Origin of the sequence: Moorella sp. E308F, assembly GCF_006538365.1 — a bacterium.
GTDB lineage: Bacteria > Bacillota > DSM-521 > Neomoorellales > Neomoorellaceae > Neomoorella.
The window spans coordinates 1,228,054-1,244,236 of the sequence record NZ_BJKN01000001.1 but is presented as its reverse complement, the minus strand read 5'-3'; the positions used below and the strand labels follow the sequence as shown (position 1 = coordinate 1,244,236).

Genomic DNA, 16,183 nt, shown 5'->3' with positions numbered 1-16,183 from the left:
AAGTAATACAGCGGCAGGCTTTTTTGAAAGGTAAGATGGAGGGCCACGTAGCTCCTGATCCGGCCCAGGCCATGCTTTCCGGCTGAAGATGAGGAGCAATTTGCCTGGAGCAATTTAGGTTCCCTGGCAATTCACCCTCAGGCTGGCAGCTACTGGAGAGCCAGGCGCGGTGAAATTGCAAGCAGTTCATAAAAAAACATGGGATAACCGGCTTTAGCCAGGCATCCCATGCCTACTTCAAGTTTGGGAAAATATGTCGCAAAGTCGAGTTGTATCTAAATCTTCAACTGTTAACCTGTGTTAACCTATCAGCTTTAATCGTCCCCTTCCCAACTACCTTTCTATTTATAGGTGAGTAGTCTCAGGGTAAGAAAAGCTCATTTTTTACCTACTAGCAGCAGTTAATAATTCCTCAACCTTTGTTGCTAGTGTTTCAAGCTTCTTCAGGCTAACTTCAAAGGTTTCCGAAATCCGCTTAAGATCAGTATAAGATGGAATGGTAATAGATGGCGGTGCGACTGATTCAGCCAATGGAATAACATTTTCATTAGGCGTAGTCTTTACCAGCAACCTTGTCACATCTGGCCGGGAATAATGGCCCAATCCATCAAAAAGGGCCTTTACTGCCTTGATATCGTTAGCATAGCAGTCAGCGTAGAGAATTGTTTCTTGGTTAAATACAGGTTCAGCGAGGTATTCCCCAAACGGATTCACAATTGCACTTCCCCCTACTGCCCATTTGAAATTCATATGATCACTCGTGATAAAATCTTTAAATTGTGGCTCAAAATCTTCTTCTCTAAGCAAACCGCTTACACTAATTACAAAAGATCCCGCTTCAAAAGCATATTCTCTGATGGCAAATTGAAGGTCACAAGGATATCCCAAAGAATTAGTAGATCCTTCCATTACCGTTCCCTTTTTTTCTCCGGGTTTTCCTGAACCGATCGACCAATTACCGGGCCAATTAGAAATATGAAATTCTTCACCCATTAACATTTGGGCCGCACGCACCAAAATCGTATGGTGTTCCCAGCATATTAGGGAACCTATTCGCCCGATATCGGTATCGTAGACTTTCAGGTCGCTCCCGTCACCCCATCCCCAATACGTACGTTCTGTATATGTTGGCATTAACTTCCGGTGTCGACCAAGTACTTTTCCATCTTTACCGAACATAATTTGAGTATTATATAAGGTCCGTGAACCCGTCTTATCATCTAGCTCGTTAACACCCATAACACAGTAGACACCCGCCTCTCGGCACGCTTGCCCTATAATTTCGGTGTCTTCGCTAGGAATGACAACTGAGTGATCCTGCAAATTCACATTCCAGGCCATCCATTCTTCAAGTGGAGATTCCCAACCTCCAGTATAATAAGCAGGGTAAACCGGAATAAATGTTTCAGAAAAAGCCACTAATTCTGCCCCATTGGCACCTGCTTCTTTGATTAAACGACAAGCCTTTTGAATGGATTTCTCTTTATTGAATACAATCTGGGAGGCCTGAATTGCTGCAACTCTTACCTTTTCCTTTCCGCCCATAACTTTCTTATTAATTTTTTGTGTGTTTACTTCCCACATAATTTTTTCCTCCTTTTGTAAATATATAATTTAACTTAAACCCGACTTTGCGACATATTTTCCCATACCCAATCCTGTTGAGATGCTCACTAAGAACCCAAACCTCCTCCATTGCCTTGAACTCACGGAAGCCCCCGCCTTTCTTGAAGTGCGATATTGATGGGGGATGAAAATCATCGTGACTCTTTGATGGGAGATGAAATCATTGTGTAAGTAGAAGGCTTACGGTCTTTTAACTGGCAGAGCCCAAGAAAATCGATGGTCCTAGCTTTGACAATCTTTTCCTTTACATCTACAGTTGTTACTGCAAGCCCTTCTTGTATACCAGTTTCAACAATAACTCTTCCGTTAGGACCCACGATCCGGCTGTGGCCAAAGAACTCGTGATCGCCGCTAACGCCAACGTGATTTGAAGAGATGAAGAAGCACTGGTTTTCGGCTGCTCTCACGCAATCATAGAGGTCATAGAGGTACTTACAGTAATCGGTTTTATAGTCAGCACCAACAGTTGTGAGAGGCCAAGCGGTTGGCATAACCAGGATCTCGGCGCCTCTTAAGGCGAGTTCCCGCGTAGATTCTGGAAAAGACTTGTCGTAACATATAAGCATGCCAATCTTTCCTATCTTGGTGTCAAAGACAGGCCATTCGTGTCCATCGAAATAGACATGTTTCTCATCCAGAGGTTGGTGTACTTTTCTGTATACGCCCAAAAAACCCTCGGGGCCCACTAGGACAGCCGCGTTATAAAGAACGTCATATCTTTCCTTATCTCTCTCTGTCATCCCCCAGATTATATACATATTCTTCTCCTTGGCCTTAGCAATGAGAGCTTGTGTGCTCTCTCCCTCGGGTACTACTTCCGCATTGGCATGCTGGTACTCCATAGTTTCCAGCTTAAACTGCCCAAGGTTTTGTAAATACCCCTGCAGAGATTGCTCTGGGAAAGCAATCAGGTTTGCGTTTTTTGCAGCTGCTTCGTCGATAAACCGAAAATACTTTTCCAGATTTTTTTTCTTATCGAACACCACGTTCATACACACAGTCGCCAAAGTAACGGTACTCATTTCACGTCCTCCTTTTGAAAAGGTAGTTTAGCCTTCCTCTATAAAAGTGGCTTTAAGTAGGAGTTTTAATTATGGTCCATATAATCAACATTACATCCACTTTAATATATAGCAGATGTTAAATATTACTATTAATTCCATTTAATGTTAATACAAACCTCAACCGGTTATTATTATCACGGATTCAGGTCTATACTCATCGCCCAAGTGTGAACGGCGCCTATTCGTCCCGGGACGTTGTTTCTATACATGCAAATAAGAAAGGGTGCCTGGTAAAGTACTTCGCAGGCACCCTTGCCTTTCGTCCGGCGTCGGACCATAGATTTTATAACTAATAAAGCTTAAACAAATAAAGCGCCTCTTGGTGATAACCTGCTCTCCAAAAAGCGCCTTTGCCTTTTATTCCTTCACCATTTGTATTCTTTTTATTTTTATTATGCTCAACGCCAGGTTGATTGTCAACAAAGCTTACCGTTTACCATAAGAGACTCTCTCCTTTTTTACGGCGTTTATCTTCCTATCAGGTATCTTTCTTCATTTTTGCTCCTTTTCTCTTCCGCCTATTGTAATTTTACACTGCACCTCTCATGCACCTCCAAGTAAATACCTAATGCCGGGCACACAAAAAATACCCGGGATTATATCCCGGGTTAGCTAGTAATTTTACAATTCATGCCCCACACGCATGGCTTCGAAGATGGCCTGGGTTATTCTACGTGGACTGACGGCATCGCCGATTACATAATAATCGATACCAGAACCTTCCATTGCCTGAGCCAGAGTATCTTCAGGCTTGGACCCGATGGCCAACACAACTGTATCAATATCGGCCAGGTCTTCTTCCCTGTCATTATAGGCAAAGGTGATGGTCCTACCTTTAATGGCTTTAAGTTTAGCCCCAGTAATTATTTTAACCTGCTGTTTCAGTCGTTCCATCAGCATAGCACCTACCAGGGGCCCGATGTCACCCGCGACCTGTGGTAGCATTTCGATAATGGTCACTTCATGTCCCTTTTCGGCCAGATATTCGGCCGTCTCGCAGCCCACCAGACCGCCACCAATCACTGCCACCTTTTTACCTACCTGGACCTTCCCTCGTAAAACATCCCACGAAAGCACGACATTTTCTGCTTCTACCCCCGGCACGTTCAAGGTAGCCGGGCGGGCGCCGGTAGCTATTACCACTACATCAGGTTTTTCCTGGTAGACGGCCTCCGGGGTAGCTTCCTTATTAAGCTGAACTTTTACTTTGAGTTTGGCCAGCTGTCCTATCAAATAATCCCTGAAAGTGGCAATCTCGCCCTTCTGAGGCGGGGTAAAGGCGAGGAGGAGTTGGCCGCCCAGGTCGCCGGACTTTTCCCAGAGGGTAACCTGGTGTCCGCGGAGGGCTGCTACCCGGGCTACTTCCATCCCGGCCGGCCCCCCGCCGACAACCAGGACCTTACGCGGCCGTGATGCCCGGCCCAGGGTAAATTCACGCTCATAACCCGCCCGGGCGTTGACTGTACAGCCAATGGCATGGTCCCGGAACAGTTCATCGATGCAAGCCTGGCAACAGGCGATACAATGGCGGATGTCATCCAACCTGCCTTCTATTACCTTTTTAGGCATTTCCGGATCAGTGAGCAGCCCCCGGCCAAAAGAGATTAAATCCGCTTTACCTGCCTTCAGGATATCTTCAGCAACTTCCGGATCGTTTATGCGCCCGACGGCTATAACTGGAATCTTAACAACCGACTTGATACCCTGGGCCAGGTCTACCAGGCAACCCCGGGGGAGATACATAGGCTGGATAACCCACTGCGCTGACGCATAAACACCAGCTGAGACGTGGAGAGCGTTAACTCCCTCTTGTTCAAGCCTCCTGGCCACAACCTTAGTTTCATCGAGGGTAAGCCCTCCTGGAACCTTTTCATCTGCACTCATCCGGTAGATTATGGGGAATTCCGGCCCGACAGCCTGTCGCACCGCCCGCACAACTTCCAGTGGGAAGCGCATCCGGTTTTCCAGCGAGCCGCCATATTCATCTGTGCGTTTGTTGGAAAATGGAGAAAGGAATTCATCCAGGAGGTAACCATGGGCACCGTGGATTTCTACAGCATCAAAGCCGGCCGCTTTAGCCCGCCGGGCAGCCTCAGCAAAGGCCTTTACCAGCATATTGATTTCTTCTTTGGATAACTCTTTTGGTATCTCCCCCACAGTTGGATCAGGTATGGGTGAAGGAGCTAAAAGGGGCTGGCCGGTATATTCCGAGTGGGCCTGCCGACCACCGTGGAAAAGCTGGATAGCTATTTTGGCTCCATGGGCATGGACGGCCTCCACCAGACGGCGTAGTCCCGGTATCAGGCGGTCGGAATAGATACCCAATCCGTTTTTAAAACCTTTACCTGTAATGTGGACATAAGACGCTTCGACAATAATCAAGCCTACGCCACCACGGGCCCTTTCTTCATGGTAAGCCACCAGACGGTCAGTCACTGACCCATCGCTATTGGCATAATTGGTTTCCATTGGTGGCATTACCATCCTGTTTTTGAGCTGCATCTTACCTATATTAGTTGGGCTGATAAGTATAGGTAATTGCTGCATGTAATCCTACCTCCATTTGGTTTCTAAAAAATTAGCATTGGACTCCTGTCATTATGCATAAAATTATTTCAGGCATAATAACCAGGGTGAAATCCATTTGTTAATCCTCAAGGACTGTCGCAAAGAGGTACAGGCCATCTAAATTATTACCTGATAGTATTTATATAATTCCATGCTACCGAAAAAAAAACACATTAATTACCTGATATGTTACTAATACTCTTGTGAGACCTACCGGAAGGTAAAGAGGAACTACCTAAGCCCCATTGGCATCACTCCCCACGACGGGTCAGTAACCAAGTCCGGCCGAAATCTCGGTTGCCGTCCGGGTAATACGATCTATGACCAGCTGCAGCCTCTCTCCGTCCATCCGGCTGCCGGGCCGGAGACGCTGATGGCCGCACAAACCTTGCCTTTGTATTCCCGCAGGGGTGCCGACTTCTACCATGTGCTGGATATAAGGGGCGGCCACCCGGCGGACGTCCAGTTGTTGGCCACGGCGTTACCGATCTCAAACAGGCGAACCCTCAGCCGGTAACGGCCGCCAAAGGCCGACTGCTCAATATAGCCAAAATCGCCCATAGTTGACAGTAAGCCGTGGAGTGTGCTCTTGGATAGGTCTATCTTTTGCGCTATCTCCGCCAAGGACATTTCTTTATAAGTAGTTGCCAGCAAGTCAAGGATTTTTAATGCCTTGGCTACTGAACGAATCTGCCCGTTCCAACAGCACCACGTGATCTCACTATGTGCCAGCTCCATTCTACGGATTATTAGCCATCTCGGGCATAATGATCGCCTGCTATCTTTGTTAGAATTGTAACTTTCGCTTTCAATATTAACGAACAATGTTCTCTTTTTCCTAGAAGGTGATATTCTCTATTTAAATTCGGTATCCCTGTTAAATTCGGTATCCCTGCAGTAACAGAATTTTTTCGTTCGACATTATCGCAAAATTATTGGTTATACCAAACATTGAACGCTCTTCCTGACCGCCCCTGTATACTATTCGAGGCAACAAAAAAGCCAGTACCCCTGAACGAGGTGCCCGGCTCCATAACTTAAATTAAATTTTTCACAATCTCTTAACCTCCGCTAACCGTGGGAAAGAAAATAACCTCATCTCCCTCAACCAACTTATACTCTTCTCCTACCATTTTTCCATTAACGGAAACAAAACAAACCTCCTTCAAAGGCAATCCTAACCGTTTTCGCAGCCCTCTAATTGTCTCGCCTTCTTTTAGTTCAATAGGATGAAACTTGCTAAATGCAGGGTAAGAAAAAGAAAGAATACCTAATAACCTTACTGTTACCTGCACTTATAACATAACCCCTTTTCTTCAACTAAACACTTTACTCTTTTATGCCTTCCTTCAATCATAGGTAGCAATATATTGCTGTTCATCCCACGGGCAGGGCCATGGAATGAACAGCGGTACTAAAGCTGCCATTTTTATTTAGTTGATCGCAAATTCCAGACCTAGCTCCCTCAGCTTTTCAGGAGTAGGAAGGCCGGTTTGTTTGTCCCAACCCATGGCTTCATAATATCCATCCAGCATTAAATCAAGGTTTTCTACCCGTGCGCCAGCGGAGGGGCCGTCAGGAATAGCATTATAAATACGTTTAGGCAATCTGTCCTCCTTGCGGGTAAAACCTTCTCGGGCATTAAAACACCGCTTCAAATTCCAGGAACGTTCTGCTGCTGTCAATAGTTCTGCGGCCGTTACGTTCCATCCGGTGAGAGCACTTACAATCTCAGCATAAAGTTGCGGTGTGATGCAGTTACCCTCAGCTCCCCAGGAAAAGAAAATGCACCCCCCCAGGATTTCGGTGATTTCTCCCTGTAAGACGACATACCGGTAGGCTAAACTTCTCTTTAAAGATTCTTCCTGGGGGCCTGCCGGCCACGAGGGCAAACCAAATTCTTTCATGCCGCAGTCAATTTGAAAGTCCCATACACTGGCCCAGTTGGGATGCATGTGACAGGCTCCCCGTGGGGAAACGGCATACTGAAGAGCCAAGGACTTGGACTCCGAACGGGGCTCATGGGCGGCTAATTCAAGACCTTTGACGTGTATAGCCGCTTCTTCGGCAGCAGGGCCCAATTTCTCAGCCATCCGTTTCACACCCTGGGCCAGGAAAGCTCCAATTCCTTCCCGATGGGCGATCTTTTCCAGCAATTTCAACATGACCTCGGCATCTCCCCACCGTAAAGGAAGCCCTTCAGTGTCTTCATCTGTCAAGAGACCCTTTTCGTAGCACTCCATGGCAAAAGCAATGCTCATCCCGGCGCTAATCGTATCTAAACCATACACATTGCACAGGTAATTACCTTTGATGATGGCCTCGATCTCATCGATTCCGCAAAGGGGACCCAACATATCAACAGTTTCGTATTCCGGGCCCTCCATGGGAGGCGTGGCAAATTTTCCACCATTTACATGAGTATAGCGGCCGCAGGCAAAACTACAGCCGTAGCAGGCCCGCCGTTTAATGTTATACTTCTCATTAATCAGTTCTCCGGAAACTTTATCGACGTTTTCAAAATGGGCTTTCTGGAAATTCTTCGTGGGGAGGATTCCCAGGGTGCTGTTCGGCACCATCATATTGACTGTACCGAGGGCGGGAATAGCGGCAAAGAGATAATTCTTTAACCACTGCTCCGCTTTCTCAATGGCCTCTACAAATTGCTTCGGGTTACCCACTTTAATGCCTCTGCTGCCTCTTACCACGACCGCTTTTAAATTTTTACTGCCAAAAACCGCTCCGATACCGCCCCTGGCAGCAGCGCGTCCTCTGTCATTAATCAAAGCAGAGTATAAAACGCCATTCTCCCCGGCCTGGCCGATGGCAGCTACAGAGACCTCAGGATCATCCAGTTCCCGGATTATAATATCTGTGGTATCTTCAACATTCTTGCCCCAGAGATGTTTGGCCGGTTTGATTTCCACCTTGCCGTCATTAATAAAAATATAGACAGGATCCGCCGCTCTACCTTCAATGACTAAAAAATCAAATCCGGCATACTTCAACTTGGGGCCAAATCCACCCCCTGAGCGCGCCTGGTTCCAGGTCCCGGTCAAAGGAGACTTGTAGCAAACTTCATAGCTACCGCCGCTGGGACAAAGGGTTCCGCTCACTGCGCCGGTTGCGATCACTACTTTCGCCTCAGGAGACAAAGGATCCGTCCCGCCGGGCATCTCTTGATAAAGGAGTTTGGCGGCATAACCTGAACAACCCATGTATTTACGTAGCTCTTTTTCATCCAGCTCTTCTACTTTATATATGCTATCTGTTAGATTAACTCGTAATAACTGGCCGGCAAATCCATACCTCATTACATAGCCACCTCCAATTTAAGCTCTGTTCTTAGCCGCTAGGGCAACGGCCCAGATTTCACGGCGTTTAGCGGCAGCTTTACTGGCATCCATGTACCGGATGGCTTCATGCGGGCAATGGGCTGCACATGCCGGTGAACCGCCGCATAAATCGCATTTAGCCGCCACACCTGTTTCCTCATCAACCCTGAGCACACCGTAAGGGCAAACCTTCACGCAGATGCCGCAACCGGTGCACAGTTCAGCATCTACAACTACCGCACCGGTCTTCCTAACGCGCTTTAGCGCGTTGCGAGGACATACATCTATACACAAGCCGCATTGAATGCAAACCATCGGCACGTCCACCGCCGGCTCCCGGCGTATCACATAAATATTGCTCCGGGAAGGATTAATCTCGTCGTATTTGGTCAACGAACACCACATTTCACAGCGGTGGCAACCCGTACATCTGGACGGATCCACTGACAAAACTTTAGGCACACAGATCGCCTCCCAAATACTGCCTTGATTTCAATTATAGTGTTGATTAAAATATTTACCTTACTTTTAATTAATGAAATTAGTAAAGCTTCTCACGCGGATGTTCCTCAATAGCTTCTTGCCAGAAGTTCAAGACCCCCCTCCATTGTCATCTGCCGCTTGGGCCAGCTATAGCGATATCACTATGTGCCAGCTCCATTCTATGCCAAATTTATTCGCTATTTCTGGCATAATAATTGCCTAATAGCCTTGTTAGAATTAATGCTTTCGATATTGACGAATGCAGTTCTTGTATTTCTGTTTATATATATTCTCGCTTAAATTCGGTATTCCTGCCGTACCATAATCCTTTTCATTCTACATTATCGCAAAATTGTTGGTCATATCAAACGCTGGACGCTCTTTCGTAGAGTAGTAGAACGCTATATGGCAGCTTTTAGGTCCGGCCTATCCGTTTGGCTTTCTGCTTCCTCCAGAAATGCCTCTACTTACCATACCAGGTGACATGCAGATTACCACTCGTCAATCGCACTAATACAGTATGGAGGTCCTTAATTTATGGCAAGGGTTATTCAGCAAAAATTAAAGCTGCGGTATTATCGAACAGTATTTTATATGGTTTTGAAGGAAAACCATATTTTTTAACGAATTAAAGCTACAAAAGTGATGAATTGTATTCGCTATTGTCGAATCATAAAAGAAAGGAATGATATAGCTTTACTAATGTAAAAATCCAACTTTAGCGATAATATTTTTCAATGTAGCGAAGCAAAGTGAGCATTTACATACCATCTGCCCATTAGAAGAAATGGCTATTATTGAAATGTGAATGCATAATTGCGTCCCAATAGGTAAAACTAATATAAAAAAGCCCGAGTACTAGTTGGAATGACGAAACCATTCTTTACGATTGCATTAAACCCTTTGTATTATCTATGGTTGGTAATTTTTACGTCAAGCTTGGGTTAAAGAATTGTTTCTGTATAATCTTTTAGGAGGGTTTAAATGAGTACTTTTGTATTGGTCCACGGGGCTTGGCACGGTGCGTGGTGTTGGTATAAAGTAATTCCCCTTATTGAACGAAATGGTCATAAGGTAGTAGCTGTAGATCTTCCTTCTCATGGGCGCGATAAAACGCCTCCCGAAAAAATAACACTTCGCGATTATGTTGATTGCGTATGTCGGGTGTTAGATGCAGAAACAGAACCTGTAATCTTAGTAGGGCATAGTATGGGAGGCGTAGTGATTACCCAGGTAGCCGAAGAACGCCCTGATAAAATTAAACGATTAGTTTATCTTACTGCATTTCTACTCCAAAATGGCGAGTCTCTTCTACAGGTATTGGGTGACCAGACACTGGTTCTTCCCAATCTCGTTATGCCCTATGAAAACAGTCCCTTTTCAGTAAAAGAAGACGCTATAAAAGAAGTTTTTTATGCAGATTGTCCTGATTCTGATATAACTTTAGCGAAACTTTTACTTGTACCGCAAGCACCTGAACCATTCAATGCCCGTGTGCAAACATCGCCTACGCGATTTGGGAGGGTACCAAGAGTTTATATTACCTGCACCAAAGATAATGCAATCTTTCCTGTAGTTCAAGAAAGAATGTATACCAATTTACCTTGTGAACGTGTAATTAAAATGGAAACAAGCCATTCTCCTTTCTTTTCGGCTCCAGAGCAACTAACCAAAAATCTTCTTAGCTTAATTTAGAGGAATTCATCCCTAAGCATCATTTGAACCCCAAGTTTGGCATAACGTAAAAATTTACCAACCATAGATACATCAATGGTTTAAGGCATCGTAAAAAATAGTTTCGTCGTAAGCGTCAAACTCAACCCACCTAGCACCAAAGCAGTATTTATAGGATAATCTCCCTCAAGAATATCAACGGAGGGAGATTTTTTATGACCACAAAGCCGAACGGCAAACACTTTGGGAAACCCGGATAGCCGCATACCAGATCAGCTGGCAAAGCGTTAAAGAAAGGTGCGCCGCCCATGAAGACGTTAGCCCCAGGCAATTATGATAACTGGCCGCTTGAAACATTAAAGCATGATCACTTCGCAATCTATCGCCGCCATGACTATAGAAGAGCTGAAAAGCCTCTGCCTACAGCTGCAAGAGCAATGTAGAGAGCTGTCACAGCAAAATGCTGAACTGACCGCCAAGTTAAAGTGGTTTATGGAGCAGTTCCGTTTAAGCAAGAAACGGCAATTCGATTCTTCCAGCGAACGGACCACACCTTTACAAAAACAGCTTTTACTTTTTAACGAAGCGGAAGCCCGGCCGCAAGCGCCTGAGCCGGATTTGGAAACCATCACCTACCAGCGCCGCAAAGGGCGCGGCCTTCGGGAGATGAACCTGGAAGATCTGCCGGTAAAAGTAATAGAGAACCGCCTGCCGGAAGAAGAACGGGTCTGCCCGTTCTGCGGCGGCCCTTTACATGAAATAAGTACCGAGGTGCGGTCAGTGGGATAAACTTGTAGTCTTCTTGCAAGACGGGCGGCTGGAACTCGACAACAACCGCAACAAGCGCTCCATCAAGCCCTTCGTCATCGGCCGTAAGAACTGGCTATTTGCCAACACCCCGCGGGGTGCTAAAGCCAGCGCCATTACCTACAGCATCATAAAAACGGCTAAGGAAAACAATTTAAATCCCTTCCACTATCTCATTTACCTTTTCGAAAACCTTCCCAACCTGGACCTCCAGGATAAAAATGCCCTGGATCAGTACCTGCCGTGGTCGGAAACTTTGCCTCCTATTTGCCGGATGAATTAAGATAGTTTATACCCCCACCTTAAGTGTTAGGTGGGGGTTATTTTACGTTGTTACTCGCCGGTTAAATAAGGTAAGAAAGCCGCTCCCAATACACTGCTATAACTACCAAACTTTGATGCAACTACTTTTACTTTTTCCCTTTGCGATCGCATTACCCTAATAGTTAAATTCTCCCTTAATGGTTTAAATAAAAGTTCTCCTGCTTTGGCCACACCGCCACCAATAACGATTACTTCCGGATTTAAAATATTCACCAGGCTAGCTAGGGCTACACCGATATATCTACCTGATTGGTAAACTACTTCCCCAGCAAGTGAATCGCCGTTGGCAGCAGCCCGATAAACTATCTCTCCTGTTACTTTGTCAAGCTCACCTTCTACCATTTGTATAATAGCTGAAGTCTCCCCCCTGCGTATACGCTCTACCGCCCTTCTTGCCGTTGCCGGACCAGAAGCAACAGCCTCAACGCAACCCCGGCTGCCGCAGTTGCACTCTGGCCCCTCAATTTCGACAATAATGTGTCCTATTTCACCCGCAGCAAAATTGGCACCGCGGTAGATTTGCCCTCCCAGAATAAGGCCGCCGCCTATTCCTGTACTAATAGTAACATACACCATATCCTTACTTCCAGCACCGGCACCCAAACGGTGTTCCGCTATAGCCGCGGTATTGGCATCATTCTCTACATATACTGGTAATTTAAACCTATCCTCCAGGATTGATTTCAGAGGGGCGTTGTCCCACCCCAGGTTAGTACCCTGAACCAGAACACCGTTTTCCGGATCTACCGGTCCGGCGCAGCTAACACCTATACCTATTATATCTCTACCGAGATCCAGTCCCGCCGATACTTCGTGAACACTTTGGGTTATTTGCGCGATTATTCTATCCTTGCCCTCAGTTACAGCGGTAGAATATCGAGTAGTCTTGACAATATTTCCATGGGAGTTTACCAGCGCCGTTAATATTTTGGTGCCTCCCATATCAATGCCGATAGTAAATCCGGTATTATTCTCTGCCAGCATACTCTCTTTACTCACTATGCCCACCACATTTCACCGGCAGGCTCGCGGAACAAACAATCTTTGAGGCAGCTTACCGCTTTTGAAAAGCCTTCCTGGGAAGATGCCAGGCAATCCTCATGTTCGATACTGAGAACGTAATCATAGCCAACCACCCTTAAGACGCTGATAATATTTTTCCATACCGCCTCGCTTAGCCCATAGCCTACGCTCCTAAAGGTCCAGGAACGCTCCGCTACCTGGTGATAGGGTTTAGTATCTAAAACTCCATTTACCTTTATATTACTCTTATCAAGGTAAGTATCCTTGGCATGGACATGGAAAATGGCGTTTTCTTTCCCCAGCACCTTAACTGCTTCAACCGGATCGATACCCTGCCATACTAAATGACTTGGATCAAAATTAGCTCCTATCTCCGGCCCAACCAGGTTTCTTAATTTCAATAAAGTTTCCGGATTATAGACCATAAATCCAGGATGCATTTCAAAAGCTATTTTACGCACCTTATGTTGGGCAGCATAGGCTACTTCTTCTTTCCAGTAAGGTACAAGTTTGGTATCCCATTGCCAGTTTAAAACTTCCAGGTAGTCAGGTGGCCAGGCACAGGTAACCCAGTTTGGATGCAAGGAATTATCCGAGTCACCCGGGCAGCCGGAGAAAACATTAATGCATTCCACCCCCAACTTTTCAGCCAGCAGGACCGTCTTGCGCCAGGTTTCATGAAACCTGCGCGCAACCTCCTTTTGCGGGTGTAAGGGGTTGCCGTGGCAACTGAGGGCGCTTATGATTAATCCTCTTTCCTCAAGTGCTTTGGTAAAAGCGATGAGCTTTTGGGTATCTGAAAGTAGTTCGTCGGGATTGCAATGAGCGCTGCCGGGATAATTACCAGTACCCAATTCCACGGCTTCCAGGCCATAACTTTTGACAATATCCAGTGTTTCATCAAACGGTTTATTCTGAAAAAGGACAGTAAATACCCCTAGTTTCAAATTACTCCCTCCCAGCTTCAACTAAAAGCTATTATTTACTTTCACCCATTTCTGGGTGGCATTGCTTTCTAAAATTGCTTCAATTATACACATAGCCGCATGACCATCAGCAAAGGTGGCAAAGTTGGCAGCATCTGCCAGAGGGTCTTTCCCTTCCAAAATAAAGCTATAAAAATTATGCATCATATTCTTTAAACCATCAGGCCAGCCTTCGTTATGGCCGCCTGGATGATGGATATAATTTTGGGCTTCCGGTGAAAGTAAGGCAGGGTCGGCCATAAGAATTTCGTTAGGCCGTTCGCGGTGGCCAATCCAGAGGTGCTCGGGTTCCTCCTGGCTCCAGAAGGCAGACGATTTGCTGCAATCGATTTCAAAACTAAGCCTATTTTTCCTCCCCGCACTTACCTGGGAAACGGTAAAGACACCCCTGGCACCACCGCTGAAACGCAAGAGTACGGTCGCATAATCCTCTGTTTTTATAGGTACTTCCTCATACTGCCCTGCCTGTAATTCCTGAACCCCAAAAGTTGCCACACTTTGCTTTGGTCTTTTTCTTACAGGAATTATCGTGGCCAGGTCGGCAAATACTTCAGTAATACTTTGTCCGATCACGTGCTGCACGGTGTCACACCAGTGAGATCCGATATCGGCCACCGCCCGGGAACTGCCCCCGACTTCCGGTTCAAGGCGCCAGTTGTAATCTGTATCATAGAGTAACCAATCCTGCAGGTAGCTGCCGTGAACCAGATTAACTTTACCTAAAGTACCCTCTCTGATCATTGCCCTTAATTGTTGCACTAAAGGGTACTGCCGGTAGTTAAAGTTAACGCCATGAACTACTTTATGTTCTCTTGCTAATTTTAGGAGTTCGGCAGACTCGCTGCTGGTCATGGCCAGGGGTTTCTCCGATAAGACATGTTTACCGGCCATAATGATATCTTTGTTAATCTTATAGTGTAAATTGTTGGGCGTACAGTTGTGTACCACCTTTATGTCAGGATCCGCCAGTATTTCTCGATAATCGCCGTAGGCTTTGGCAATACCTAATTCAACCGCCCTTTTTTCGGCCAGTTCTTTATTTGCTTCTGCCAGGGCGACGACTTCGACAAAACCCAAACGGCGCACAGCTTCAATATGTTCAGGGCCAATAAAGCCGGTACCTATAACGCCTACTTTGATTTTTTGCATTATTTCCCCTCCAAACTTATAGAATACCTTCCCGCTTTAAAAGACTTAACAGCTGTTTAGCCACCTCCTTCGGTGGGCCTTCCAAACGGTCTGTAGCCCGCTTGGAAATCCCCCCCGAAAGTATCTGCTTTATTCGATCACTTGAACTAAGATTGCTGTCAGGAGTAAAAATTTTTTTGGGCCTTGGGGTTGGCAGCTGAAGCTTGATACGTTCAGAGCTATAGTGTTTCACCATTGGTTTAAATTCCTTTATTTGTAACTTAGCAGCCTGGATTATTTCAGGTAAAGAAGAATACTCAACAGTGTCCATGGTGCGATCACACATAACTAAAGCAGGTAAATTAAATACAACCTTCTGACGGCGACCGCGCCCTAGTGTCCGGATTGCTATACATTTTCCCTCCTTAGATGACAGTTCAATGGAAACCGCCGCTGTTATTAACATTAAGCCAATAAAATTGGCTATAGCCTGCCCGGTACCATCTCCTCCAGCCCCGTATTGGCCAGTCAATATCAGGTTAAATTTTTCATTTTGAAGAGCTTCGGTAACTATTTGAGCAGTCGTTAGGGCATCTAAATCATCATCAACTTTTATCATTGTTGTTTCATCTGCTCCTACTGCCATAATGGAGCGTAAGGTGTAAATATTTTTACCAAGGTAATATAAGTTTATATTCGTTCCATGTACTTGTTTTTTTATAGCAACAGCTGCTCTCATGGCTGCAAGATCTGAGACGTCTGTAAAATTAGTTACAGTAACGTCGCTCAAATTTCTATTATCATCAGCAAAAATTGGAGACCCTACAGGCACTATTTGTTCTCGAGTTAAAACTGCAATTCTCACTTCTTGTCGCCCTTTCACTAAACATCTTTATCCTAAACGGAAACGAACACCAAAGCCACCTCGAGGATAACTCCAGGTTATGGCTCCTGATTTACAAGAGATACGACACGCACCACATTCCAAACAACCATCAGCAATAAATTGAACACCTTCAGCTTCTAAAGTATAGCGTTGGGCTGGACAAACATGAAGGCATTCTTTGCTGGAACATGATTGGCAGATAGATTTATTAACCGTTATATGAGGTCTTTCATCTGAAATAAAATATACACGCATTAGCTTTTCCAGTATATCCATAGT

15 protein-coding genes and 1 pseudogene are annotated in these 16,183 nt (G+C 45.6%); 3 read left to right on the top strand and 13 right to left on the bottom strand.

Going from position 1 to position 16,183, the window contains the following annotated elements; all coding sequences use genetic code 11:
- Nucleotides 1–384: 384 nt before the first annotated feature.
- The 8 genes from E308F_RS06240 to E308F_RS06210 all read right to left on the bottom strand — a co-directional run bounded on the left by E308F_RS06240 (nucleotide 385) and on the right by E308F_RS06210 (nucleotide 9,055).
- Entirely contained in the window at nucleotides 385–1,584 is a 1,200-nt protein-coding gene (locus E308F_RS06240) for a carbon-nitrogen hydrolase family protein (protein WP_141264013.1), read from the bottom strand.
- A gap of 173 nt (nucleotides 1,585–1,757) precedes the next feature.
- Nucleotides 1,758–2,648, bottom strand: a complete 891-nt coding sequence (locus E308F_RS06235; protein WP_141264012.1) for a carbon-nitrogen hydrolase family protein — start codon at nucleotides 2,646–2,648, stop codon at nucleotides 1,758–1,760.
- 663 nt (nucleotides 2,649–3,311) lie between these two features.
- Nucleotides 3,312–5,237, bottom strand: coding sequence for an FAD-dependent oxidoreductase (locus E308F_RS06230; protein WP_141264011.1), 1,926 nt, complete (start codon nucleotides 5,235–5,237; stop codon nucleotides 3,312–3,314).
- 289 nt (nucleotides 5,238–5,526) lie between these two features.
- A complete protein-coding gene (locus E308F_RS16135; RefSeq protein WP_216364466.1) occupies nucleotides 5,527–5,685 on the bottom strand; it encodes a hypothetical protein in 159 nt (52 codons plus the stop codon).
- Complete coding sequence (locus tag E308F_RS06225) at nucleotides 5,679–5,996, bottom strand: helix-turn-helix domain-containing protein (RefSeq protein ID WP_216364465.1); 318 nt, start codon at nucleotides 5,994–5,996, stop codon at nucleotides 5,679–5,681. Before E308F_RS06225 ends, E308F_RS16135 begins: the two co-directional genes overlap by 7 nt.
- 323 nt (nucleotides 5,997–6,319) lie before the next feature.
- Nucleotides 6,320–6,553: a MoaD/ThiS family protein gene (locus E308F_RS06220; RefSeq protein ID WP_141264010.1), complete on the bottom strand. Its 234-nt coding sequence runs from the start codon at nucleotides 6,551–6,553 to the stop codon at nucleotides 6,320–6,322.
- A gap of 138 nt (nucleotides 6,554–6,691) precedes the next feature.
- Entirely contained in the window at nucleotides 6,692–8,572 is a 1,881-nt protein-coding gene (locus E308F_RS06215; RefSeq protein ID WP_141264009.1) for an aldehyde ferredoxin oxidoreductase family protein, read from the bottom strand.
- Nucleotides 8,573–8,590: 18 nt separating this feature from the next.
- Nucleotides 8,591–9,055: a 4Fe-4S dicluster domain-containing protein gene (locus E308F_RS06210; protein WP_141264008.1), complete on the bottom strand. Its 465-nt coding sequence runs from the start codon at nucleotides 9,053–9,055 to the stop codon at nucleotides 8,591–8,593.
- 1,005 nt (nucleotides 9,056–10,060) lie between these two features.
- Here E308F_RS06210 and E308F_RS06205 point away from each other — a divergent pair.
- From E308F_RS06205 to E308F_RS16850, 3 genes and pseudogenes are all read left to right on the top strand, one after another.
- On the top strand, nucleotides 10,061–10,771 hold the full coding sequence (locus tag E308F_RS06205) for an alpha/beta fold hydrolase (RefSeq protein ID WP_141264007.1): 711 nt from the start codon (nucleotides 10,061–10,063) through the stop codon (nucleotides 10,769–10,771).
- 342 nt (nucleotides 10,772–11,113) lie between these two features.
- Complete coding sequence (locus E308F_RS16855) at nucleotides 11,114–11,539, top strand: transposase (RefSeq protein WP_216364464.1); 426 nt, start codon at nucleotides 11,114–11,116, stop codon at nucleotides 11,537–11,539.
- Nucleotides 11,529–11,840, top strand: a pseudogene (locus E308F_RS16850) (IS66 family transposase); the annotation flags it as partial. The gene E308F_RS16855 and the pseudogene E308F_RS16850, both read left to right, overlap by 11 nt.
- Before the next feature lie 50 nt (nucleotides 11,841–11,890).
- Here the strand turns inward: E308F_RS16850 and E308F_RS06195 are convergent.
- From E308F_RS06195 to E308F_RS06175, 5 genes are read right to left on the bottom strand one after another with little or no spacing between them, the layout of a single operon-like run.
- On the bottom strand, nucleotides 11,891–12,880 hold the full coding sequence (locus tag E308F_RS06195) for an ROK family protein (RefSeq protein WP_141264006.1): 990 nt from the start codon (nucleotides 12,878–12,880) through the stop codon (nucleotides 11,891–11,893).
- On the bottom strand, nucleotides 12,880–13,851 hold the full coding sequence (locus E308F_RS06190) for a sugar phosphate isomerase/epimerase family protein (protein ID WP_141264005.1): 972 nt from the start codon (nucleotides 13,849–13,851) through the stop codon (nucleotides 12,880–12,882). The genes E308F_RS06195 and E308F_RS06190 overlap by 1 nt, the downstream gene beginning before the upstream one ends.
- Nucleotides 13,852–13,872: 21 nt before the next feature.
- The gene (locus tag E308F_RS06185; RefSeq protein WP_141264004.1) at nucleotides 13,873–15,039 is read right to left on the bottom strand and encodes a Gfo/Idh/MocA family protein; all 1,167 of its coding nucleotides are present in this window, start codon (nucleotides 15,037–15,039) and stop codon (nucleotides 13,873–13,875) included.
- A 16-nt stretch (nucleotides 15,040–15,055) separates the two neighbouring features.
- Nucleotides 15,056–15,901: a hypothetical protein gene (locus E308F_RS06180; RefSeq protein ID WP_141264003.1), complete on the bottom strand. Its 846-nt coding sequence runs from the start codon at nucleotides 15,899–15,901 to the stop codon at nucleotides 15,056–15,058.
- A 9-nt stretch (nucleotides 15,902–15,910) separates the two neighbouring features.
- Nucleotides 15,911–16,180, bottom strand: coding sequence for a ferredoxin family protein (locus E308F_RS06175; protein ID WP_141264002.1), 270 nt, complete (start codon nucleotides 16,178–16,180; stop codon nucleotides 15,911–15,913).
- Nucleotides 16,181–16,183: the final 3 nt, after the last annotated feature.

What these genes read in the sequence shown, in the direction of transcription:
- E308F_RS16855 (WP_216364464.1), top strand. Translation starts at nt 11,114, where the DNA reads ATGATCACTTCGCAATCTATCGCCGCCATGACTATAGAAGAGCTGAAA.
- E308F_RS06205 (WP_141264007.1), top strand. Translation starts at nt 10,061, where the DNA reads ATGAGTACTTTTGTATTGGTCCACGGGGCTTGGCACGGTGCGTGGTGT.
- E308F_RS06225 (WP_216364465.1), bottom strand. Translation starts at nt 5,996, where the DNA reads ATGGAGCTGGCACATAGTGAGATCACGTGGTGCTGTTGGAACGGGCAG.
- E308F_RS06230 (WP_141264011.1), bottom strand. Translation starts at nt 5,237, where the DNA reads ATGCAGCAATTACCTATACTTATCAGCCCAACTAATATAGGTAAGATG.
- E308F_RS06185 (WP_141264004.1), bottom strand. Translation starts at nt 15,039, where the DNA reads ATGCAAAAAATCAAAGTAGGCGTTATAGGTACCGGCTTTATTGGCCCT.
- E308F_RS06240 (WP_141264013.1), bottom strand. Translation starts at nt 1,584, where the DNA reads ATGTGGGAAGTAAACACACAAAAAATTAATAAGAAAGTTATGGGCGGA.
- E308F_RS06235 (WP_141264012.1), bottom strand. Translation starts at nt 2,648, where the DNA reads ATGAGTACCGTTACTTTGGCGACTGTGTGTATGAACGTGGTGTTCGAT.
- E308F_RS06215 (WP_141264009.1), bottom strand. Translation starts at nt 8,572, where the DNA reads ATGAGGTATGGATTTGCCGGCCAGTTATTACGAGTTAATCTAACAGAT.
- E308F_RS06175 (WP_141264002.1), bottom strand. Translation starts at nt 16,180, where the DNA reads ATGGATATACTGGAAAAGCTAATGCGTGTATATTTTATTTCAGATGAA.
- E308F_RS16135 (WP_216364466.1), bottom strand. Translation starts at nt 5,685, where the DNA reads ATGGTAGAAGTCGGCACCCCTGCGGGAATACAAAGGCAAGGTTTGTGC.